The organism is Ferrimonas marina (assembly GCF_900129905.1).
GTDB classification, from domain to species: domain Bacteria; phylum Pseudomonadota; class Gammaproteobacteria; order Enterobacterales; family Shewanellaceae; genus Ferrimonas; species Ferrimonas marina.
Genome location: NZ_FQXG01000003.1, coordinates 154,536 through 177,448, shown reverse-complemented (window position 1 = coordinate 177,448; position 22,913 = coordinate 154,536). Strand labels below are relative to the sequence as shown.

Annotated in this window: 19 protein-coding genes; 6 read left to right on the top strand and 13 right to left on the bottom strand. The window is 56.0% G+C overall.

All coding sequences use genetic code 11. The annotated features are described in order from the left end of the window. Positions 1-426 precede the first annotated feature (426 nt). The 5 genes from BUC04_RS23595 (at position 427) to BUC04_RS07775 (ending at position 7,965) form a co-directional block, all read left to right on the top strand. Positions 427-804, top strand: a complete 378-nt coding sequence (locus BUC04_RS23595) for a hypothetical protein (protein WP_143165593.1) — start codon at positions 427-429, stop codon at positions 802-804. Positions 805-893: 89 nt separating this feature from the next. Continuing rightward, the gene (locus tag BUC04_RS07790) at positions 894-1,517 is read left to right on the top strand and encodes a DotI/IcmL/TraM family protein (protein WP_067665693.1); all 624 of its coding nucleotides are present in this window, start codon (positions 894-896) and stop codon (positions 1,515-1,517) included. After that, the gene (locus tag BUC04_RS07785; RefSeq protein WP_067665690.1) at positions 1,514-2,752 is read left to right on the top strand and encodes a DotH/IcmK family type IV secretion protein; all 1,239 of its coding nucleotides are present in this window, start codon (positions 1,514-1,516) and stop codon (positions 2,750-2,752) included. Before BUC04_RS07790 ends, BUC04_RS07785 begins: the two co-directional genes overlap by 4 nt. 10 nt (positions 2,753-2,762) lie before the next feature. Next, on the top strand, positions 2,763-6,317 hold the full coding sequence (locus BUC04_RS07780; RefSeq protein WP_067665687.1) for a DotG/IcmE/VirB10 family protein: 3,555 nt from the start codon (positions 2,763-2,765) through the stop codon (positions 6,315-6,317). A 58-nt stretch (positions 6,318-6,375) separates the two neighbouring features. Beyond that, positions 6,376-7,965 (top strand): hypothetical protein, encoded by a 1,590-nt coding sequence (locus tag BUC04_RS07775; RefSeq protein ID WP_067665684.1) that lies wholly within the window; start codon positions 6,376-6,378, stop codon positions 7,963-7,965. A 49-nt stretch (positions 7,966-8,014) separates the two neighbouring features. Here the strand turns inward: BUC04_RS07775 and BUC04_RS07770 are convergent, their stop codons facing one another. Both BUC04_RS07770 and BUC04_RS07765 read right to left on the bottom strand, forming a co-directional pair. After that, positions 8,015-8,407, bottom strand: a complete 393-nt coding sequence (locus BUC04_RS07770; protein WP_067665681.1) for a hypothetical protein — start codon at positions 8,405-8,407, stop codon at positions 8,015-8,017. A 63-nt stretch (positions 8,408-8,470) separates the two neighbouring features. Beyond that, positions 8,471-9,082, bottom strand: coding sequence for a transglycosylase SLT domain-containing protein (locus BUC04_RS07765; protein WP_067665678.1), 612 nt, complete (start codon positions 9,080-9,082; stop codon positions 8,471-8,473). A 127-nt stretch (positions 9,083-9,209) separates the two neighbouring features. On the opposite strand from BUC04_RS07765, the gene BUC04_RS07760 reads away from it, so the two are divergent. Then, positions 9,210-9,506, top strand: coding sequence for a hypothetical protein (locus BUC04_RS07760; protein WP_067665675.1), 297 nt, complete (start codon positions 9,210-9,212; stop codon positions 9,504-9,506). A 32-nt stretch (positions 9,507-9,538) separates the two neighbouring features. On the opposite strand, the gene BUC04_RS07755 is transcribed toward BUC04_RS07760, so the two are convergent. The 11 genes from BUC04_RS07755 to BUC04_RS07700 all read right to left on the bottom strand — a co-directional run bounded on the left by BUC04_RS07755 (position 9,539) and on the right by BUC04_RS07700 (position 22,884). Next, a complete protein-coding gene (locus BUC04_RS07755; RefSeq protein ID WP_067665671.1) occupies positions 9,539-10,522 on the bottom strand; it encodes an ATPase, T2SS/T4P/T4SS family in 984 nt (327 codons plus the stop codon). A 61-nt stretch (positions 10,523-10,583) separates the two neighbouring features. Then, positions 10,584-11,099, bottom strand: a complete 516-nt coding sequence (locus BUC04_RS07750) for a type 4 pilus major pilin (protein WP_067665668.1) — start codon at positions 11,097-11,099, stop codon at positions 10,584-10,586. 99 nt (positions 11,100-11,198) lie between these two features. Then, the gene (locus BUC04_RS07745) at positions 11,199-12,263 is read right to left on the bottom strand and encodes a type II secretion system F family protein (protein ID WP_067665665.1); all 1,065 of its coding nucleotides are present in this window, start codon (positions 12,261-12,263) and stop codon (positions 11,199-11,201) included. A 463-nt stretch (positions 12,264-12,726) separates the two neighbouring features. Continuing rightward, a complete protein-coding gene (locus BUC04_RS07740; protein WP_067665662.1) occupies positions 12,727-14,904 on the bottom strand; it encodes a GspE/PulE family protein in 2,178 nt (725 codons plus the stop codon). 136 nt (positions 14,905-15,040) lie between these two features. Beyond that, on the bottom strand, positions 15,041-15,994 hold the full coding sequence (locus BUC04_RS07735; RefSeq protein ID WP_067665659.1) for a hypothetical protein: 954 nt from the start codon (positions 15,992-15,994) through the stop codon (positions 15,041-15,043). Then, the gene (locus BUC04_RS07730) at positions 15,978-17,375 is read right to left on the bottom strand and encodes a hypothetical protein (protein WP_067665656.1); all 1,398 of its coding nucleotides are present in this window, start codon (positions 17,373-17,375) and stop codon (positions 15,978-15,980) included. The genes BUC04_RS07735 and BUC04_RS07730 overlap by 17 nt, the downstream gene beginning before the upstream one ends. 5 nt (positions 17,376-17,380) lie before the next feature. Continuing rightward, positions 17,381-18,985 (bottom strand): hypothetical protein, encoded by a 1,605-nt coding sequence (locus BUC04_RS07725; protein ID WP_143165592.1) that lies wholly within the window; start codon positions 18,983-18,985, stop codon positions 17,381-17,383. 11 nt (positions 18,986-18,996) lie between these two features. After that, positions 18,997-19,611 carry a TcpQ domain-containing protein gene (locus tag BUC04_RS23895; protein ID WP_159437672.1) on the bottom strand — a complete coding sequence of 205 codons (615 nt, stop codon included), beginning with the start codon at positions 19,609-19,611 and terminating at the stop codon, positions 18,997-18,999. 743 nt (positions 19,612-20,354) lie between these two features. Beyond that, entirely contained in the window at positions 20,355-21,503 is a 1,149-nt protein-coding gene (locus BUC04_RS07710; protein ID WP_143165591.1) for a type IV pilus twitching motility protein PilT, read from the bottom strand. 11 nt (positions 21,504-21,514) lie between these two features. Continuing rightward, positions 21,515-22,381, bottom strand: a complete 867-nt coding sequence (locus tag BUC04_RS07705; RefSeq protein WP_159437671.1) for a type IV secretory system conjugative DNA transfer family protein — start codon at positions 22,379-22,381, stop codon at positions 21,515-21,517. A gap of 26 nt (positions 22,382-22,407) precedes the next feature. Beyond that, positions 22,408-22,884, bottom strand: coding sequence for a DotD/TraH family lipoprotein (locus BUC04_RS07700; protein ID WP_159437670.1), 477 nt, complete (start codon positions 22,882-22,884; stop codon positions 22,408-22,410). Between the last annotated feature and the right edge of the window lie 29 nt (positions 22,885-22,913).

Below are 22,913 nucleotides of genomic sequence, written 5' to 3'. Positions count from 1 at the left end.
ACCCGCTCGCCCAGCTGGGCACCAGCCCCAACACCCCAGGTCACCGTCGCCGCTCCCACTCTCTCTGATGACCACGACCCCCAAGACCCGAGGCCACCGTCCTCGCCGTCACTCATCACTCATTGCCCGCACCAGACAGCCCCAAACACAAACCGGCACCCAAATTAATCACGCAATAAAATCAGCCATTTGCACAGGTTGCAAATGCGTCGGCCCCTATTGTATTTTTATAGTTATTTATAACCCTTATAATTTTTATAATTACGCTATAAGGAGGCGGCCCAAAAATCGGCTCCCTCCACCATTTATTGCGTGAAAATTCGCCAGTTTATTACCCATTTACTGCTCCTATTACCCGCTTAACACTTTCAGCCACCCGGGATTTGTTATCCTGTATTTATTTACGGTTTTAAGGCCAGCCAGTGGATGAGTGAAAAAGGCAAAAGTTCTAATGCGTTGCGCTCCGTCATGGAAGAGGCCGATGCCCGTAGCAATAAGTTAGCTGAACGCTCAGCACAAACGGGCGGCGCATTGTTTGGGGATCTGGCACCGGTTCGCCGAGGAGTGGATTCCTATCGGTCGCTCGCCAATCTCATGCTTGCATTGGCCGTGGTGACAGGGCTCAGTTCGATCGTCACCACCTGCTCTGTCCTCACTCAACGTGAAGGCGGCGCCTATACCAGCAGCCTCGACGGGGACGTTCAGGTAGCAGAAACATTCGACGAAGAGCAGGCTGCACGACTGGTGCAGCAACGCCGCCGGCAACAAAGCCAAGGTACAGATCAACAACCAACATCGGAATAACGAAGAACTCTAAGATGCCCAATAATAATAAAAAAGCATCACCCAAACCCAGGGTTAGTAAGGCCGCAGCAGACGACAAAGGCATTAAGATGGCGTTGCTTCGTAATCGCTTCTTCAATGACTCGACTAAGAAGCTCTATGTGGCGGCCACCATCACTGTCATTGCGGCAGTGATTTCTGCGGTTTCGGCTTTTTACAACGCGACTAAGAAGGCTGAACCCAGATTCTTCGCTATCGACAACGACGGGTCCATCGTCGAAATGACACCGCTGGAGTACCCCAACCAAAGCGACGCTGTGGTTGCCGGGTGGATCGAGAAGGCACTGATCGACACCTTCGACTTTCACTACTTCAACATCAACCAGCACATCAACGAAGCGACCATGAAGTGGTTTACCGCCAAGGGCGCGACCCAGTTCGTGGCGATGCTCAAAGACAACCGCTTTGATGCCGCGGTGGTGGAAAACAAGTTGCTGGTTGGCCTGACACTGGAGCACACCCCGCTGTTGCTGCAGAAGGTGGAACGGGCCTCCACCGGCACCCCCTATTCCTGGACCTTTGCGGCCACCGGCAAGATCACCTACCGGACGGCTACCGAGAGCTATAGCGACTCCTACAACTTCCGGGTCACCGTAGACCGGCGCTCGCTGTTTGAGAACGCCATGGGGCTGGGGATTGCCCAGCTGATTATGACCGAGCGGAGGCAGCGATGAGCCCGTTGACTAAGAAGACCCTGGCCCTTGCTGTTGCCCCTACCCTGCTGGCCAGCACGTTTGCTATCGCCGAGGGGCTTACCCTTGAGGAAGCCCTAGCTAAGCACAGTGCCGATAAAGAAGCTGCCAGGCAGCGTGAGATGCTCTCTGGCAACCAAAGCAGCTCAAGCCGTGGCAACGGCCAGGCCAACCCGGTTGATGTTGGAGGGCCCAGCATTCACGATGCCGCTCCCCCCTCCGGTGATGAACCCCAAGGCCTTCTCAAAGGCTATGTGCAGATCACGCTGGCGGACGGGCAGACCGTCTACATGACCGAGAAGGAACTGCTTGCCCTCCAGGCTAAGCAGGACAAGGTGCTCAAGCATATCCACCAGCAGAACGAGCTGCGGCCAGTGCTGGACGCCTTGGATCGCCAAACCCAAGAGGCAGCCTTCGACAACGCCCAGAAGGAGAAGTACCCGCTAACCCCCGAGCAGATCATCGAACTGCGCAAACTGGAGCAGCGGAACAACCAAGCTCGCAATGCCCCGGTAAAGGACATCCGACAGGAGATCTCGACCGTGGCCATCGACGTGGACGCTGCCGATCCCATCGATATCCGGGTTAAGAACGGCTACAGCGCCTCCATCGTGTTCTTCGATCAGGCCGGCGCACCCTGGCCCATTGACGGCGATCTCATAGGCAACCAGGAAGCCTTTACCAAGCAGGTCACCGGGCAGAACCTCAACGTGGCCTCCTTCAACATCCGCAACGATTTCGCCGAGTCCAATGTGCTGCTGCACCTGCTGGATTTCGACATGCCCCTGGTACTGCGCTTGGTTGGCAGCGGCGACGTGGTCGACGCTCGAAAGTCTGTCCGTATCCCCAAGCTTGGGCCCCAGAGCAAGGCCAACGAGGGCAACACCATGTCATCCGGCGGCGGTACGGAGCACATCACCGATGACATGCTGGCGGTCCTAAACGGTGACCGCCTCCCCGGCTCCAAGCGCTACCGAGTCAACGGCATTGCCAACACCACCGTGCTGGTCAAGGACGGCTTCATGTACGTCCGCACGACCGCTGACCTGTTGTTGCCCCACCACATCGAAGACGCTCACAGCATCAGCGGTTTTAGTGCCTACAAGACCTATCCCAACACAAGCCTGCTGTTCAGCGTGAACGGTGAGCGGGTACAGGCGACGGTCTCTGAGCAGTTCGAGTCCGAAATCAAATACAAGAAGTCCATTTTTAATTAAGAAGTTGCCCATGAAAGCGATGAAAAACCTCAGCAAGGGGATCTCCACCCGACAACGGGTCATCCTCATAGCGGTCTCAGTAATCCTGGTGGGTGGCGGGGCCTATGTCCTGAAATCGGCTACCAACAGCGCAGACACTAGCCGGACCTTCAGCGAAGGCCTGGCCGTGGGTAACTTGTCCGGTGCCCGTGACGCTAAAGCGGCACTGCCCGGCCAGCAGATCTCCGATCAGAACCAGTCCGACATCCTGCAGCAGACCTTTAAGGAGATTGCTGATCAGAAACTGAGTGACGCCAAGCAATCCGGAGACAGCTACATGGATCCCCTGCAGTTCGCCAAGCAAAGCGATCTGGAGAAGTTCGCCAACTGGGCCGACCAAAGCAACGCCAACGGGCAACCGGTGTCGTTTGAGGATTGCCTGGAGTGGATGGCGCCCACGAACCCTAAGGACTACCACGCCTTCATGGCCTGGATGCTCAAGACCGATCCAGACAAGTTCAAATCGCCGACCTTCGAGCATTACTTCAACTGGCTCAAGACGGAGCGACCCCAGGTCCACACAGGCTACTCAGAATGGCTTCTGGCCAATAAGCTCACCGTTGCCTTCGATAGCTACCTGAAATGGCTTAGCGCCGTGTTTGCGCGCTCTCAGTACGAAGATCTGCAGAGCTTTTTGACCTGGGCCACCCGCGACGGCCGTCAAGCCACGTATGAGGACTACGCTCAGTGGCTAGAAGTGGCCAAGCCTGAGGCGAATCAGGCGTACCAGCAATGGCTGGCGAAAAATGGGCTGGAGGATACCTACCAGAACCACCTGCGGTGGCTGGAGCAAACCCAACCGGAAACTGTTGCTGCCTATCGCAAGTGGCTGGCGGACAACGGTCTGGCTGACAACTTCGACAACTTCCTGGCCTTTCAAAAAGCCATCAATGACCGTGAGCACGGGCGCACGACCGGCGACTATGCCCGCTGGCTGGAACAGAACAACCTTGAACCCAGCCATGAGGCGTATATCCGCTGGATGGAGAAAACCAACCCCTCCGCTGCAGAGGCCTACCAGCAATGGCTAGAAAGCAAAGGGCTGGAAGACAACTTCGATAACTATCTGCAGTACCTGGAGCAAACTGACCCCACCCGGGCGCAGCGCTTTAGGCGCTGGGCCGCGGCCAATGGTCTGGAGCCCTCAGCAGAAGCGTTTCAGGCCTGGCTGTCCAGTGAAGAGGCAGCGATCGACAAGGCGCTGCATGAAACCGGCATTGCCCTGCTGGATCCCGACTACCAAGCCTGGTTAAAACGCAATGGGCTTGAGGACAGCTTCGAGAACCACCTCGAGTACATCAAGGAGACCACGCCGGCGCTCTATGCCGAGTTTGCCCAATGGGCTAAAGACCATGGCCTGCCGATGTCCGAAGAAGCGTTCGAGGCCTGGAAGGCGACCCTATCACCGGAAAAGCTGGCCGCTCTGCCTACCCGGTTCTTTGACCCGGGCGTGCTGGGGGCCCGCCGGTACCTGTCCGACATGCACAACCAAGGGCTGGCGGTCACGGCAAAGACGTTCACCCACTGGCTGAACCTCAACAACAGCCCAATCCTGGCGGAAATCGAGCGACACGCGTTCAACACCAACCAGATCATCTCTGCGGACTCCATTGTTGAGTGGATTGAGTCCAGTCACCCGCAGACCCACAAGCGATTCGCAGACTGGGCCGACCTCCAGTGCGCGGCTGGGTCCTTCCCGGTATTCCTGGGGTGGGAAAGTGGATTGCCTAGCCACCCGACCATCAGCTCACCGGTGTTTGCCTACCTTGATGACGCCTTCGCCAGCGGCGCCAAGATCTCTCAAGTGCATTACACCAATTGGCTGAACATTCACGACTACCCAAGCTATGAGGCGCTGAAGCGTTCATCAGGCCAAACCGACATCGATCTCGAAGCCATCAAAGAAGGCTTGGGTATCGCCGATGAAAATGGGTACACGGCGTTCATCATCGGTCGTAACTTCCCTGATGACATCAACGGTGTACTGGCGTGGGCGGCCTACAATACACCGACCGGAGCCTGCCACCCTGCCCTGCTCGGTGAGCGGACCAAACGCGCCGATCTCTACCAAGCGATCAGCAATGGTGAAGTTGATGCCAGCTACGAAGCCATCCGTGAATGGATCAGGCGATTTGACCCGGCGACCGAGTCTGCTTACCAGCAGTGGCTAACCGACAACAACCTCGCGGATACTCCAGAAAACCTGGCCAAGTTCCTTGCCAGCCAGGACGATGACCTGTCTGCTTACGAGCAGTGGCTGAAGCAACGTGGCCTCGTAGACTCGCCCCAAGCCCGTTTGCTTTGGGAAGGCCAAAAGATGGGTATCGATCCCTCCTCGGCCGGCATGAGGGAGTTGGCGAAAGAGGCCTACCGGATCACCGATGAGGCAAGGCGGCAATCCGCTGGTACCGAACATGCCCCGTTGCCTGATGAACTTCAGGCCGCACTGGATGCCCTCCCTCCTGAGGCCAGGGCCGCCTATGAGCGCTACCTGGTGGAGAATGGCCTCGCCCCCTCTATGGCGACCCTGCAGGCCTGGAAGGACTCCCTGAGCCCGTTCAGCCGAAGCCTGCTGGAATCCGGTGGCAGCATTCACCACGAGGGCGTCGACTACAAGCGCCTGAACCGCGAGCTGGAATACAAGCGGATGATCGGCCCGGCGGTAATGATTGATGACATCCTGGCTGCCTCTACTGCCCGGTCTGTCCGAGTCATGGAAGCTGCCATGGCGGTACAGGACAAGCCAGTGAGCGGATCCGGATACGCTGCGACTGGCCTGAGCCTGCAGGACGTAGATGGCGCTAGTCGCTATGAAGTGTTCGAACGCGACCGCTCGATTGACCGAGGATCCATTCCGGCCATCCAACGAGCCAGACAACAGTCTGCCAGTCCGAACGAGCCAGCATCAGGCGGTGGCACACCAAGGACCTACCCCTCCGATCGGCCACTGGATGATGGCAGCGGTGCAGCGTTCACCATCCTCCCAGGCCAAGAGTTCTTCGCCTCGCTGAGCATCGGCGTCAATACCGATGAAATCAGCCCAACCAAAGCCGTGGTCCACGAGGGCCCACTAAAAGGCGCTGAGTTGCTGGGTGTCCCGATGCCGATTGATGGCCATGCAAAATCAGTGGTGATCAGCTTCAGCAAGATGAGCTTTAACGGTAAGTCCTACACCATCGATGCCATCGCGACAGACCCCAACACCAGGCGGTCAAGGCTGGCGGACCGGGTCGACCGTCACGTCTTTGAGCGTTACTTCAGCCTGGGTGTATCTGCCTTTGCCGGCGCTTATGCCGAGAGCATGATCGGCATGCGTGAGAGTTCCACCGGTGGTGATAACAAGGAGTGGATCACGGATCCCCTCAGCACTGCAGGTGACCGTTCGGTCTACGCCGGGGGCAAGATGCTTGAGAAGTTTGTTCCGTTCTTTGAGCAAAACTTCAATCGCAAGGCCACGGTCGAGGTCTACAACAACCGGCCCATCGGCGTGATGTTCATGTCCGAACTGGCCATCGAAGAGCAGTAATTCCAGGGTCTGCGCACTGCGCATTGCCAACAATAACAATAAGAAGAGCTAGCCCGGTATGAGCGACAAATCCAAAGATCACAGAAGCTTCGATGACGATGTGTCCATCGACAAGTTGCTGAACGACACAGAGACAGAACTGGACGACCTGCCCATGGATGAAGGGCTCGAGGCGCTTCTTGGTGATGACGCTGATGATTTCGAACATCACGATCATGAGCCCCCCGCCGAGAGTCACGATCCAGATGAAAGCCAGGCCGAGCCGGACCAAGTAGAGGCAGCCAGCAACGGAGATTACGACGAAGAGGATCTCGAACTCCATATGGACGACGCAGAGCCCGTTAACAAAGGCGGGAAGCTAACCCTTGTCGCTCTGGCTGTCGGTGCCATCCTAGCCGGTGCCGTAGTGGTTAAACTGTTCTTGCCTGACAGCAGCCCTGCTCCCATGGCGATGCAGCCTCAACTCCCTGCACCAGCCCCGCAGTCCATCGCCCAGGTAGCGCCCGAGCCGATACTGCCCACTGAGCAGCAATCTCTGTCCCAGCCGGTACCGGAGCCTCAACTGTCTGCACCGCAGCCACCCGCACCCACTGTTCAGGAACAGGTGGTCGTGGCCCAACATGTGCCCCCCTCTGCCCAAGTTACAGCCGAGACCCACCCCCAACCTGATGCTGCCTCGACTCAGCACTACAAGCTGGCAGAGAGGGTGGGCGCGCCTGAGCCTTCGGTTGAACCAGAACCGACTCAACAAGAGGGGGCGTCGCAACTTCGAAACGCTATTGAGGTTTTAACGGCCGGCGCTAAGGGCTACCAGGATATTCAAGCAACCCTCGATGGCATGTCTAAGCAGATCAGGGCGCTGGGGTTGCAGTACCAACAGACAGTGCCAGTCGCAACGCCTGCGACCGAGGAAGCTCTAAAGGACCTCACGGCACAGGTAGAAGCTGTAGTGGACGCGGTGGAAGCCCTCCCAGACAGCCTGGACAACAGCAGGGAGTTGCTGCTGCTGGAGAGCCTGGTAACCGAGTCGAAGTCGCTCTCAGGTCTGCTGGGCGAACATAATGGCGCATTGAAGGCCATGCGTGCTGAGAACACGGAACTGCGACGTGAAATCGACAGCCTTAAAAAACGGCTCGGACAACGTCGGGACATTCAGGACATGAAGGCCGGACGCCATCGCTTACCTGGCCATCGAGTCTCTACGGTGTCGGCTGACCTGGAGCACGCCTTTGTGCGTGACACTTCCGGAGGCAAAGCGACGTTGTCGATCGGCGATCAGATCCGATACGACAAACAGACCTTCACCGTCAGCAGCATTCTCTCCGACGGCGAAGGCCATTTCGTTGAGCTGGGCAAGTATTTCTACCTCGACAACCAGTTCGAGCCGGATCTTACTCGTATCCAGGGGTTCGCTGAGCGGCAGCAACCCCAGCAAGCTAAACAGCCTGAATACACCCTGGCAAAAGGGTGGACTCTCACCTCAGTGTTCAACGACGGATTCCTCATTAGCAGTCCCACCGGCACTATGTACCGTGTACAGCGAGGTGAACGCTTCACTGCAGAAGGGGTATCAGGAACTGTGGCCGGCTTAACCGAGAGCAATCACCTCAGGATCGGATCTCAGTTAATCGCCATGAGGCACGACTAATCAAACAAAAAAGGCACCCCTGGAGGGTGCCTTTTCTTTATACCGATTCTTATCGGTCAATCTGGTAGCTAAAGTCCTGCAGGATCAGCTTGTCTTCCGGATGCGCATTCCATCGGGCGCGATGCATTTTGTCCAGCATCAAAATGAACGGACGCATCACGGCTATATGCAGCGCCAAGGTTATCGGAAAACCCACCACCGATACCCACGCGGCGGTGTACTTCACGAACTGCAGGGTGTCGTGACCGGAGCCAAAAGCTTTACCTGCATCGGGACGGATACCCCACTCAGGCAAAATGTAAGCCTCAAACAGGTAAGGCAACCCGAACAGCATCATGAACAACAGGACCAAGGACTGTTTGCTCATGGAGCCCGCAGCAGCTGATAACGCAACAAACATGCTGCGAAGGGTGGTCGGCTTGTGTAGTAAGTAGAACTTCATCCTGCGATCCTTTGCAAGTAGAGTTACTGCCAGTATACAGAGATATATAATTAATGCAACTGGTTAAAATAATGGGAAAAGTAGCGACCGGGTAGCCAGGCGCTCTGGGCATCGGCCCAGTTGCCACTCAAACTTGTGTGCTCTGCGCTCTACCTTACCCGCGGCATCCAACAGGAAAGGCTTACTCTTGTACGTGCCGTTGCGGTATCCACCCCAACCATCGTGGTAATTCAGGTAGAGGTTGTAGGCATCGGTCAGGGGAACGCCGTTAATGCGGTAACTCCGGTCAGAGTACCAACCAATAAAATCGGTCGCGCTGGCAAACTTGTCTCGTTTGGCACGCCACCGGCCGGTCTCTTCTACGTACTCCTTCCAGGTGCCATCCAAAACCTGCGCATAGCCATAGGCGCTACTCACACGCCCTACCGGAACCCCCAGCAACGAGGCCTTTGCTGGCGGCCTGGCATTATGCACAAAGCTCGACTCTTGGTAGATGATGGAAGCCGTTACATGCGGCGGGATCCCCCAACGCCGTTCCGCAGACACCAAGGCGCGCGCCCAGTCGGTCTTTTCATTAAGCATTCGGCAGATTTCATCAGGGTATTCGGGTTTTGAATTAGCAGCGCAACCGGCTAATAACGAGGCCAATGCAATAACGGCAAGTTGAGTTTTCAAGGGAGTCTACTCGGTGTTTTTAGTTGAGTTTATCACGCCGTTTTGAGCACCCCTTAAATGGTAATTCGCATAGGCATTATCAGGGTTTGATATTATGACCTCATGTTGTCAGTTGTGTATCGCTATTATGTCGATTGATGTCCTTCAAAAAAGATATGGCCTGTCTATTCCTGAAATCGAAGGGATCACAAGCAGGCTCCTATCTTGCAAGTCACTTAAGGTGCTCCAGGAGATTGCTCCCCACCTATCCCTTGAGCAGCTTTATGTAGTGGCGTCGCACATTGCGGTGAGCCAATTTGGCGAGCGCATTGAGTTTATCGCACCTCTTCTTACTGTAGAGCGGGCCGAGATGGCTGAACCTCTTAAAGAGGGCTGGGTACAGCAACGCCAGCAACGAATAGAACAACGGCAAGCCGAGGAATAGGCTTGCCGTTATATTGTGCTTAGACCGGGCTTCTACGCCCGGTCTAATGCATTTTTACGATAATCCAATGGCGCCTTTACGTCCCTTTTGTGTTGCTGCTGCCGCATCTCTGTCGCAAGTTGCTCCAGTGAGTCGCTCTGAGCCATTAGCTTAATGGCACCCACCACCGCTGACGTGTCCTCCAGGGCATTTACAGAAAGCTCTCGAGTTCCGTCTTTCTTAAACTTCAGGCTCTGGTGCCACAAAACCCTGATCCCGGACGCCAACAATTCCCTGGCCAAATCTTTATTGCCGGCACCGCTGGCCAGCGCCAGCAACCTCCGAATGCAAGCAATAGGACACTGTGCGTGCATGGTAAGCACGATCAGGCGACCGTCAGCTGCAGAGCTCAGTGCGAGCAGTGCCGTCTCCGGATCCCTGACCTCCCCGATCAACATCGTGGTCGTGGTACCGGCCGGGTATGCACGCAGCGAGTCCCGGATTGCATCGGCAAAACACCGATCCCCAGACAAATCACGCTGCACAATTCGCCCAGGCCCTGTCTCCAGGTCAATATCCACCTCCGCAGGGTCTTCCAAGGTGATTGTCTGCCCCCCAAATAGATTGGCCCGGTCGACCAACATGCTTGTGGCGGTTGTGGTCTTCCCTTCTCCAGGCTGGCCACATATCACCACCAAGCCCCCGTTATTCAAACGAGGGTGCATCAGAATCGACTTGAGAGCCCCTGTAATGCCAATCTCGGCCAAACCCTGCCCACTGGTACCGATAATACGAAGAATGCAAAGGGGGCCGTGAGAAGTAGGCATACGATGGCCCCGGAAGCGGGACTCACCCATAGTGACCACGAAGTCATCCTCTTTCTGCTCCCGACACGCCTCGATACCCGCACTCAGCACCGGTATCTCTGCTTCGTCAAAGGCACTTACGGCGCTCGCGCCCTTGCGGTAATAGTACGAACGTTTCAGATCGTTTTCATACAGGTACAACGTACCCACTTGCCCCAGGAAATCCTGCATCCCAACCCCCTAGATCAAACAAAGGGGCATTGCTGCCCCTTACCATGTTCGCCATTAACAATTAGCGCGCGTCAAACTCCAGAGTGTTGAACGCGGCGTTACACGCGGTACTGGCCAAAGGCACAGAAGTCACCGGGGTAGAGTTCACACGGGTCGCCAGGAAGAAGGGGTACACGGTTTTCGCGAGGTCCACGCATTCTTTCTGCGGCACGTCTTTATATTGGATCATGAATGCCTGATCAGCTTGACCCTGATAGGTGATGGGGGTCAGATCTACACCATCCGGGCTCCAGGAGTGACGGATCTTGGTGGTGTCACTCGGATTCAGCATGTCCTCAGGGAACAGGTTACTGGTTCGGGTGATCTGGTTGGTCAGGCCGTTGTAGCTGCCCTGGGAGTTGAACAGGCCACGGACTGCAGACTGCAGGCTGTTCAGGTTTTTAGTTTCAGTCGCAATACGACTGGCGGCGTTGGTCTGGTTATAACCAACAAACACAGCCGCAGTGAAGATGCCAATGATCACAAAGGACATCATCAGTTCGACCAGAGAGAAACCACGTTGATAGTTTTTACGCATGGGTCACCTATAATTATTATTGTTTGGCGAACAAGCCATTTTCTTTAATATACCCGATCTGAAACATGGCCATCGTTTCTGGCCCATTAATTATCGCGGTTACATTCCAACGCCTGAGCTGGCAGCGCTTGCAGCGGCATTCTTAATTTCAAAAAAGCTCTGCATCACCCAGCCAAACACAACCACTACACCAATGAGCACGACATTTCGGAGCATTGAGCAAATCTTACCGATAGACTCCACCCCATCGAGAAGATCGCGCTCACCGATGGTGGAAACTTTATCCTGCAACACGTTAAGGTCGCCGTAGACCTCCAGCGCCACGCCGGTCTCCTTACTCAATAGATCGCTCTTCATCGCACTACCCAACGAATCACCGGCCGCCAATTTATCGAGCATCCCCGACAAGTTTGCACTGACATAAGGGTTGCCGTGATTCTTGATCTCAGTAACCGCGCTCTCAATATCCTCACCGGCCTTCAGCAGCGAACCCAGAGAGACCAGGAAACTACTGGACTGCAGGATCCGGTAGAACGAGAACGGGGGCATTTTATCCAAGTATGGCCTGGCCACCCCGTTGTACCTGGGCAACAAGGCCGAGATCAGGGCTGACAGGCACAGCACCCCAACGCCGATAAGCAAAAGGTTGGTCTGAACCCAGTAGGAGATGTTCTTGAGTAGCAGCGCGCCAGAGGGCCACTGCTCAAGTGGCAGCAACTTCTCCATACTCGGCATCATCTCCATCGACACACCTACAATCAGACCCACCAAAGCCAGGGTAAGAAAGGCCGGGTACGCTAATTGGCTGGTAATGGTGGAGGTCATCTTTGAGGCCGCTTCGGTAACGACGATAGCGTTAAGCATGGCCTCCCCAAGGTTCCCTCGCTTCTCACCCGCGCGGATGATGATCACCTCATTCTCTGGCGCCCATTCGGCCAACATTTCAGCGAAGCTGCTACCGGCGCCCATTCCGTCCGCCCAGTGCTTAATGGCAATAGCCCGAACGTCAGATTTGTTCAGGTTTGCGTACTTCTCTGCCAAAAGTGTCAGACAGTCATGCACTGGCACACCCTGGCTTACAAACGCCGCAATGGTCTCGTAAAGCTTGAGCCGGATCTGCCTGCTGAACTGGATTTTGTACCACGCTAGTTCAATTTTATTCATCGACTACGACCTGATCATTTCTGGACTGAGCCTGCCTTCACGTACCAACGTAACCAATCGCGTTAATGCGCTTTGCCGACAGGCAATAATCTTCACTTCACCACTCACCCGCTGCACTATTGCCTCATCCACCAACCAGGCGAACCCGGCATAGCCACCAGCACAGCAATTGCACCCTCGCCCCGCTCGCCACAGCGGACCGTTACCCATTGCACCAGGGAAAGCCTGCGCTACAGGGACAGATTCGCCAGATGGGATTTCCCTCCGGCACTTGGGGCACAATTCGGGCACTGCGCTAGCCAACAACACCGGAGTGGGCTCATCCACCTGTCCGCCAGAAGCACCGACCTCTGAGATACAGGAGCAATGGCATATCATCAGGCCCCGAGGGCGCTCAATCCCCTGCGATGATGCCCATATCAGCGCACCAGGGTTCCAGAGTGCGGCAGCATTGAGGGCCCGGCTAGTCCTTCCCATCCGAGTCATCCTCCACCCTCAGATCTACAACACCTGGCTCTTCGGTGAACAGTGTCGACTCGTATTCCCCGTCATCCTCGGCCAGGAAGTCGGCGACATCATCGCCATCGGCCTCTAGGCTCTGGGGGGCATGGAGCACATGAACCTTAGGGTCAACCGCAGCCTCATCTTCTGCAGGCACCGATTCAATGGGTGATTCACTCTCTGGGCTTGGCGCTACCCGTTCAATATGAGACAAGGGAACCCGCTCCTGCTCACCAATCCGGTCCAAGCGCTCCTCAAACTCGAAGGGACAGCACTCACCATTTTCAACCAGGTCCAGGCCAAACTGGTGGACCAGTCGGCCACCGCAGTTCTGGTTATAGTGCTCTTCGGCCTCGTAGTCCTTACCCTCAGCTATCAACTGCCTGAACCGGTCGTCCGGTACGATGATTTCCGCGACGACCTTACGGCCGGTAACCCCCTTGTTACAGTGCTCACAGCCATCGCGGCTACGGAACCGTACATCAGCGCGCTCCTCCGGTGTGAAATAGGCTTTAACCCGGGCCAGCGTCTCTCGCTCATGCTTGCTCTCCGCTACACCTTCAAACTTCTCAACCGTGTGGGAGCAATGCTTACAGGTGATAGGCACCAGGGTCTGGTAAATCATCCCGGCCAAGAACTCTTTGCTACCCAGCACATCGTTAGGCACACCGATCACCCTCAGCCGTGTCGCGATACCAGTGGCAGAAGGGGCATGCAGTGTTGTTAGCACCTTATGGCCTGATTGCGCGGCCTTAACCGACAGTGCAGCGGACTCCTCATCTCGGATCTCACCAATCATGATGACGTCAGGGTCGTTCCGAAGCGCCGCCCGCATGGCATCAGCAAAAGGGTTTTCATCGTCTTTGCCACGGCGAACAATTGGCCGTTGGGTTGCCCCGGGGATCACGTTCTCAGGCGGGTCTTCCACGGTGATCACTTTGATTGTGCCGCGCTTCTCTTTAATTTCTGCAGTTAGTAGGGCACTGAGCGACGTAGACTTACCACTACCCGTGGTACCGGCAAAGACCAAAACGCCCTTGGGCCTGGCGCTTGCTCGCTCGATGTCATCCACCTGCTTGGGGTGATACCCCAGATCTTCGATCTTGAGGCTAAACCCGGCCTCGGCCATCGGCAGGATCCTCATCACAACATCAAAACCATCTGGGTAGGCTGGGTTGGTTGCCAGGCGCACCCGGATGCGCTTCCCTTCAACTACCCGGTCTACCACGGCATCCTGGCTCACACTTTCGTTGAAGCTCACCTCTTTTGAGTCAGATTCCGCGACCACCATGTAGATTACAGCCGCAAACCGCCGGGCTTTGCTAACTGCCATGTCGTCGTACTGTGAGAGCTGGCCATCACGCCTGAATCGGATGTATGCCTTGTCACGGCGCACTTCGATATGGATATCCGACACGCCTAGCGAGGAGGCCGTCAGCAGCAGTTCATCGTATTCTTTTTGGAGCTTTGATGTGACCTTGGGATCGGCCAACAGCCCCTTAGAGCGTTCGTTGTCATAGATGATTTCGATAACTGATGGGTTGGCATAGACCCTGGAAACTGAGTACCCCTTCCCCCGGGCTCGCTGCACCAGCGCCATGCCCTTCCTGGTCATTAAGCTGGTTTCACCCATCAGGTTGGAGTCGATGAGCAGCAACAGCTTTTGCTCTTTCTCCTTAGGCTGGAGCAGTACAAAGTGTGACTGCTCCTCCTTGGACAGGGGCAACTCTGCCTCTTGCACGGTCAAACATGCATAGTATTCCGGCATCTCCGCCTGCGAGCGGATGACTTTAATGCTCTCCTCTGGAACACCAATCTTCTTCCTGCGCTCTAACGGAGTCATCTGCTCCTGGCCAGGCTTGACCTCTGCCTTCTTTGACACTACGGACCTGGAGGGCGATGTGCCTTTCTTATCCCCCCCTTTGACCTCTGCCGCTTTGCGCCCCTTGGACTGCTTCCGTGCTGGCGCCTTCATAGGCTGGCCTAACAGCGCACTCAGCGCGGGAGAGGTCCGAATGTCGTCAACGACAGCCGATATAAAGTTGGACCAGAGAGAGCTCAAGCCCTTTGGCGCATTCACGTCTGTGATGCGCTTCTTTTCGGTAGCAGCAGGCTTGTCAGAATGCTCGTTCTTACCCATGTCATCTCGGTCTTTTTATTATTGTTTGGCATGGAGCTATTTATGCGCCTCTATGTCGGGCACATTAATATTATCACTTTCGATAAGGGGGCCTTGAAATTGGAAAAGGGCCACGAGGGCCCTCTGGATAGCGAACTCAATAAGCCGGCGGAGCAATACCACCGGTTGTGGGAGCGCTGGAGGTTAGCGGCGGATTGAGGAAATCATCCCCTTCATCCTTGCCTTCTTCCTCGGTATTTGGGTACAGCACACGGTTCGTCTCAGCGATGGCGAAGTCCAGAGGTACACGAGGCGCTACTCGGCTGAGCCCACTTTCAGTATGCTCGACCAAAGCCTCACGTTTGGACGTGACAGTAACCCGAAGACCATCTGGGAGAGTCCCAGAGCCCGGGAACTCGAACTTCATACCGCGATAGAAAAACTCGGCCTTGGCTTCACCGTTCACCGTCATGTACTTGGTAAAGAAAACCAGTTTGAGCGCTTCGTGGGTCGGCGCCTGGGCTTTAATCTGCTCCTCCAGCAACGCAATTTGGTCTGACAGACCGGCTTTTTCTTTCCGCAACATCTCGATTTGGAAGTTCAGGCCAGCCACCTGCTCCTGCAGGTTGATAGCCCAATTGTTGCGCACCTCTTGCAACTGAGTTTCATAGTCGCCAATCAGTTCGTTCATGGCCGTTTCATGCGCCACAACGAGCCCATCTACGTGGTCTTCGTAGAACTGCTCCATCTTGCTCAACTGCTCAGTGTAGAAGCTGGTCTTAGCCGCCTCCTCGAGCTTCTTCAGCTCTGCACGTTCTTTTTCCAGAAGCACCTGGAGCTTGAGATTAGACAGCTCACCCTTCATATCGGATTGGCTCTTGGCGCGCTGCGCTGCCTCGTCCATGTCGGCAACGGTCTCCGGCATGATCTCCACCTTAGGCCGAGACACCAGCGTCGCCATTTCGGTGGCCATCTCCGTCACCTGGCTCGGGGCGTCACCTTCATGGCCGGCCAGGGCCGCAATACCCTCTTCCGCCGCAATGGTGCCCCCAGAAAAGCCCGCCAGTGCAACCGCGAGTACAACCCCAGAACGCTTATTCAACTTCTTCATAAATAATACCTTTGAACTCCCAGTCCATCACAGGACCCGCGCCGACTTTCACGGACTCGATAAGCGTTGTCGGGCTAGCCGCCAACATGGTTTTCAGGTTGATCAGCATCATTTCGTCTGACCCATTCACTTTTAGGCTTTTGGCGCTCACCTTCAGCTGGGGCTTTACCGCCACCTGAGGGTCCAGCACACCTTCGATAGGCACCCGACGCACCTCGTTGTGCAACTCGACCATCGACCACTCGTACCCAAAGACATCCAGATCATGCATCCACTCTTCATGGCGATAAGTGGAAGAGTTAATGAATGACTCCAGGTCATCGTCTTCGATTACCCGGGTAACATCCGCAATCCAGTGCTGACTGACAGCCTTCTTCCCGCCTAGGTTGAAGTTGATCGGCGATGACAACCGAGTGCCGGCCAGTTCCTGCCTGAGGGTCAGTGATGTCCCAAGACCGTCTTTAGCCCAAATGACGCCGATACGTCCCGGGTACTCCCGCAGATAAGAAAACGCCTCAACATCCCATCCGCCCCGCGACATCGGGAAACTGGTGATAAAGCTGTAAATTGACATCAGCTCCAGAGGCGAGTTGGAACGCTCCAACTCGAACCGTAGCCAGGTCATCTCCTCATCTCGCGCAGCGGCCAAGATCTGTTCCCGCGAAGGGCCCGTGCGCTTTCTAACCTCATCAATCTTGCCTGATACCGGGCCCAGACCCTGTGACGGGGAACCCCAATCAAGCGCTGGGCCAGCCTCTTCACCACCCGAACCGCTGGCGAGATACGCGATGGCAGAGCCCGCAATAGCTGCGGCGATGGCCATGTTCTTGCGTGACAGCAAGTTGAGGTTTCGGATCTTTACTTGCGGGTCAGGGAACTGACCGTGATGTTCACACAGGCCATCGAAACCAAACTCTAAGGCCTCGGCAAACCCCAGATCTAATTCGTCCCTCAGGCTGCCCGGTAGGCAGACAGGAACCTCGCCCTCGGCAGAGTCACTGATCGCTGAGTACAACTCGAAGATCCGGTCTTTCGCCTCCCCATCGGAAACGATGTCATCGCCCCCGGGCAGGATCTGGCCGTCCAGAACCGCCACCAACCAGATCTTGTTAGGGCCAAGCCGCTCGATCAGCAGAAGGTTTACTTCCAAGCCTGACAGATGCAGCGCAGCTGAGGCCTTCCCCTTCAGCTCTTTGCTCTTGGTCAGACCCAGCAGGAACAGCTCTTCACCTTCGGAGCTGGCCTTAGCCTGCACTACCCCAAAGGTCATGCCGAGCTCTTGCATCCGGCGCTTCTTGCCCTGGGCAAACTCCTCCTTGCGGAAGGTTTCCCAGTGCAGTCCTACGGCGTACTCCTGGCCCTGGCTTTGGATGGTAGCCATTACGATTATTCCTTCGAGATGATGTGCGGAGTGAGCAGAACCACGGTCATGATGCGTTTCGCACTGCTGTCCATCTTGCCGCCCAATACCCAGGCGTCTTTATCAGGCAGACCCTGTTTGTTGCTGATGTGCGTGGTGCGCTCAAATCCGCTCAACATCACCGTCTCCCCAGACCTCATCGGGATCCGGGACAGGTAGTTTTTGGTACTCCGGTCAGCCAACTGGACTTTAGACCCATCACCGAACTCCTCGGTCTTCAGGTCCAGCAATTTACCGATATCCGCGGCAAAGGTGACATTCATCGACTGACGCCCGGTCATCCGCGGTAAAACAGTCATGGAAACACCAGAGTTCACTACGTCCTGCTCAATCTCAAAACGGGTAGTGCTGGTCGTGTCATCCAGTACGGCGGTTACCTTTTTCAGGTACGGGATCTCATCCACAACCTGGATTGGCACGGCCGCGCCATTGACCGTGTTGAAGGTGTGAGAGGTCTCGGTGTATGACAAGGTGCTGCGATCCAGCATCTCTACGAACAACTTGCTATTGGCGAAGCGGCCAGTAAGCAGGGTTGAGGTAATGGTTGCCAAGGCCTCTGAGGCCCCATTGGAGCCAATGATGCTTGCGCGTTCAGAGCCGGCATACTGCATATCCCAGCCGGAACCGAACTCTTGACCATCTTCAATCTCGATGTCGTAGATCTTCACACCGATAGAGATGCGCTCAGAGGCGTACTCGTTAATCCGCTTGATGTAGTCCTGCATTAGGCGAACACGGTCAGGCGTGTCGGTAATGGTCACGAACCCCAGTGTTTGGTTGAAGGCCGACCGACCCTCTTCGCTGGCCATACTGTAGATGGCCTCCTGTACCGCCGCCCAGCCGTCACCAGCTGCTGACTCGAAGGACGTTTTATGCTGACTACCGGTAGTTTGCCCGTCGCCGCCTGCGCTGGAGCTCGAATCTACGCTGCTGCTGAAATTGGTGTATCCGCTGTCCAGGGCCAGATATTCCGTCACGGTCTCGTAGCGGAAAAACACGATCTGACCCTTGCTGTATTTCCAGTAGAGGCCGGTTTTGGAAGAAATCAGATCCAGTAGTTCGGACAAGGTGCCTTCGTGGTCGATGTTCAGGAAAGCACCTGCGCCCGGCAACTTCTGTGATGACGCAGCGATCGCCAGAGTGTCAACCGGCCCCTTCATTGATTCGTCGATGTTGTTGACGTTTGAGGCCCCATCCTCACCGGACTTGTTGTCCAGGTAGGCTACTGCGTCATCGGTCAAAATCACCCGCCGCTTCGTCTCCCGAGCGATCATGCCGATGACTTCCTGAATCGATACCGCCCGATGCTGGCCAATGTACACGTCGTGCTCAAAGAACTCCGGCAGCAGTTCCCGCTCGGAAAGCTTAAAGCCGGCATCGGCAATGTAGTAGTCATCCACCATCACTACGTTGCTGGCCTGCCGAGAAAGCTTCGTGCCCATAGCGGTAACCCGCTCGGCATGGTCAACGCCATTGTTGATCACACCCTCCCGGTCGTACATGGTGCTCACGGCACAGCCGGACAGGGTCAACGGCAAGGCAACTGCGAGGCTAAGGAGTTTCATTTTCATTCTTCGTGTCCCTAGTACTGAACCGACTGACGGTGACCACCCTGGTGGATGTAGATCACGTCGTTACCCAAGTGCATACGAGCGGAGAGCGGGTCGTTATTCCGACTGACACTGGCCAGCAGACGCGCCAGCACACCATCCTCCCCCTCGAAGTCCCCATAGAACCGGGTATCAAAGGCAATGGTGAACTCCATCTCATAGCTTGCATCCCAAGCGACACGCCAACCCGCCCTATCGGCCCAGTTTGCGATCACCTTCCGCAGCTCAGTGCCGCCGGTGATGTCCCATACTTTCGGCTCTCGGTGGGCAAAGTGCTTCGCGTCTTTCGCCTTCTCAGCTACGCCAATGGCCCGCTCCAGTGGATTGACGTGAATGAAGATCCCTTCTCGATGCTCGATTTCATCGATGACCTCTTGCCAGGTGTTGCCACCTTTCCAACTGACACGCTTGGAGGCCAACTCTCCATCGAAGTGAACAGTCCACTGATCCCGGTTCGGAACAATGGAGCCCAGCGCCAACTCAAGCGGGACATCACGGCCGAACGTCTTAACTGCCTGGAACGCGCGTTCCTGGCTGACCATCAGGTAATCGCTACCAACAACGGCGCCCGGTACTTCCGGGGACACGATTTCGCTGTGGGGCTTTGGAGCATAACGCAGAGGCTCATCAGCGGGATTCTGGTGAGGTTTTACGGGGTACAGCACCCGACCATGGTTTGGAGGCACTGCGGGCCCCTGCGGGCGCTCTGGTTGGATTTGCGGGTCAGGGTGCTTGATGTTTACCGTGATCCGGTTGGAAGGAACACCAGGTGCCTTTTGCTCGGCCCCTTGCCGTGCTTCATCTAGGGCACTGTCCATCTCCTCCTGACTCGGAGGCTGGGACACCCGGACGATGGGATTAATGTACAACTGAGCCTGGCCAGGGACTGCAGCCAGACCCAACAGCACTGCCCCAACGGCGCTTGCAATGCGCTTCTTATGGTTCACCATGGTAGATACACTTCCACTATTATTATTGTTGTGTGGCTCCACATATAATTACACGTTTTAAAGAGCCCCGTGGCTGCTATTGGCCTGACCCCTCTCTACGCCACCCTGGTCGCGGCTATTGAGCAAAACCTCCGCACCGACGCTACCGTATACGATGCCGCGACGACGGCCTTATGTGCTTCACCGGGCCTGTCATCATTATCTTGAACCGTCGGAGTATCGCCCCGAGCCCGAAACCATGCCGCCTGGCGATCGTCATGACACTGGCAAGCCCCACCGTAAACGCCAACATGCCCATTGAGGGCATCAGCAGCAGCAATAGGAACAACGGCGCAAAGTGGCCGTCCAGGAACCAGACCTTGACCGGCTTACTCAGATCCCTACGCGGCATACTGCATCCCCTGCCGGCGGCGGTCGTAGTTGAACTTGGCCCCCTGGTAGACAGAATCAGAGATCAAACCAGCCTGATGCACGCGCTCGATGTCCGCAATCATAGGCTGACCCTGGGACTCCGTTGCCAACAGCGCTTCCTGAGCAATATTGGCCGCCCCAATGAGGCGCTCACGCAACGGATCATCGAATGGAAGAACCTCCCTTACCGCGACCCGCTTGCCATCCACCGTAGGCAACAACGCTTGAGCCACCAGCAATACCGATTGCTGGCAGAAGTCTGTCCTGATCTGCCCATGCATCTCATGCGGGAACAAATTGATCAGACGCGTCACTGCCTCCGCGACACCAGGGGCGTGCAGAGTGGTATAGGCCATGTGCCCCGACAGGCAGGCCGATATGGTCGCCAGTGCAGTCTCCGGGTCGCGCGTCTCCCCCACCAGGATCGACGTCGGAGCCATACGCATGGCGTTCTCTACTCCAGCGGCGAACGACTGCACCCCCTTACCCACCTCCAGCGGCGTGTAAAGGGAATTAATACGCACTATGTCGTCATAGACGTACTCGATAGGCTGCTCAATGGTCACCAGATGCTCGTGGCGCTCGGGATCCTCCAGCTGATTGGCCAAAATGGCCGCCAGTGAACTGGATTTACCGGTACCTGTCGCTCCAATGAAGCCCACTAGCCCCTTGGTTGATTCACTGCAGATCTTAACGATGCTGGGATCTAGACCGATCTCCTCCACCGAGGGCGGCACGTGATTAATGGTCCTGAGCGTGACACGGGTAGTCCCACGTCCTCTCACACGCGTACTCACAGCGTTTGCGCGATATCGATGCCTATGCCCCGTCGTACTACGATATTCGTAGCTGGGGTTCAGCGGCACACCGCTTTTGAGCAACGTCTCAGCCTCATTGCTATGGATGGCCGACAAGACTGCCGTCACGTCCATATCCTTCAGCCGTCGGGTGCTGATAGGCACAAATCGCCCATACACCCTCACCATGAGCTGATCACCGGCAATGAAAAACAGATCCGATGCACCCAGGTTCGTTGCGTGTTCCAGTACCAAATTCAGTTCGTGCTCGCTTGTGATCTTGTCAGGAAAGCCTGGCATCACCAGCGAGGTGTCTGTCACCGATAGTCCTCCTAGTAAGCCTCCCTCAACTCGAACTCACTCTGTAGCCGGTAGCTTTCCCGGTTATCCAGAGGCACAGCCTTCCAGTCGGATGCATCCAACTGTAGTCCACCGCCATCGTGCAGCTTGTATACCCTCTGCTCGATGGCCATACGGTTGCTGTCTCCGTGTACATCAACGCTCTGAGACACAACAGTGGCCTTGTAGGCTTTGTTCTCCGATACCAGTCGCAGATACTTGGCCATACCGATAAAGTCCGAACCGAGTCGACGTAGTCGGTATTTCATCTCGATGTCAGCCTGCTCGACTCCTGCAGACCATCCTTCTAACACCCAAGCAGCCCACGCTTGTTTCTCTTTGTCACTTTCCGGAAGAAGCACTGACGGTGGATCTGATATGTCTACGGCTTGGTCGTAGAACACGTACTCCCTCCAGTCCGGTGGCGTGGTCACCAATCTTGCTGGCTTATCTACGGCGAGCAAAGTGCCAGTGGTCGTCAGCTCCGTGTGCTCACCATTTACACGGGTGACGTCTTTCACCTCGCGAACTACGGGCGGTAACAAATACAGCTCAACTTGCCCATTGTCCTCGAGTCGCATTAGGTCCCGAAACGGAAAGAGCGCATCCAGGTCCGCAGAGATCGTCTCCAGCTCGCCCTTTAGATAGCCCATATACTCGTTGTACCCATGCTGAGCTCCTACCGAGATTGCCGCTTCGCGCATCGCCCTTAGCCGCATCTGGTCATCGCCCTCGCCGGCCAAGGCCGACACTTCCACAACACGAGTGTTCTCTTTGTCCAACCCCTGCAAGCGCTGCAGCACACCGTCTCGATCAGAACTGGCGTTGGCCAGCGCTGGAAGACACAGCATCAACAGCATCAACAGTGGTCGTAAGGACATCATGATCACTCGCCCCGGTAGATGTAGTGCAGGACTCGATTTGCCTGGTCTACCTCGATTAGCACCACGCCCCCTGTCTGTAACCCTAATTCGCGCAAGGCCTTGTTCAATGGCTCATTGGCCAGGCGAATATTGACGAAGGGATCGGACTGGTACTTGGTCTCGGTAGCCTGGAAACGGTATCCCGCGGTCAAGGCAATTGCCTCGGCCGCCTTGCTGCCATCACCGGCGAAGCTGAAGGTAACCCGCTTTTCAAAACCTGGGGGTACCACCATGCTCTGGTACATGCGCTCGGCTTTTTGCTGTTCAGTCAGTTCCGTCATGGCCAGGGCATCCCGCGTCTTAGCGAGCAGGCGAAGCTCATCCCTGGCCTCCACGGCAATGGAGCGCAACTCATACAAAGCATCAGAGCGCGGCATCACCAGGTCACCCTGGGGATGGCTTTGCTCGGACGCCGTTGAGAAGGCGCATCCGCTAACCATAAAGACTGAAACTAAAGGCAAAAAAATCG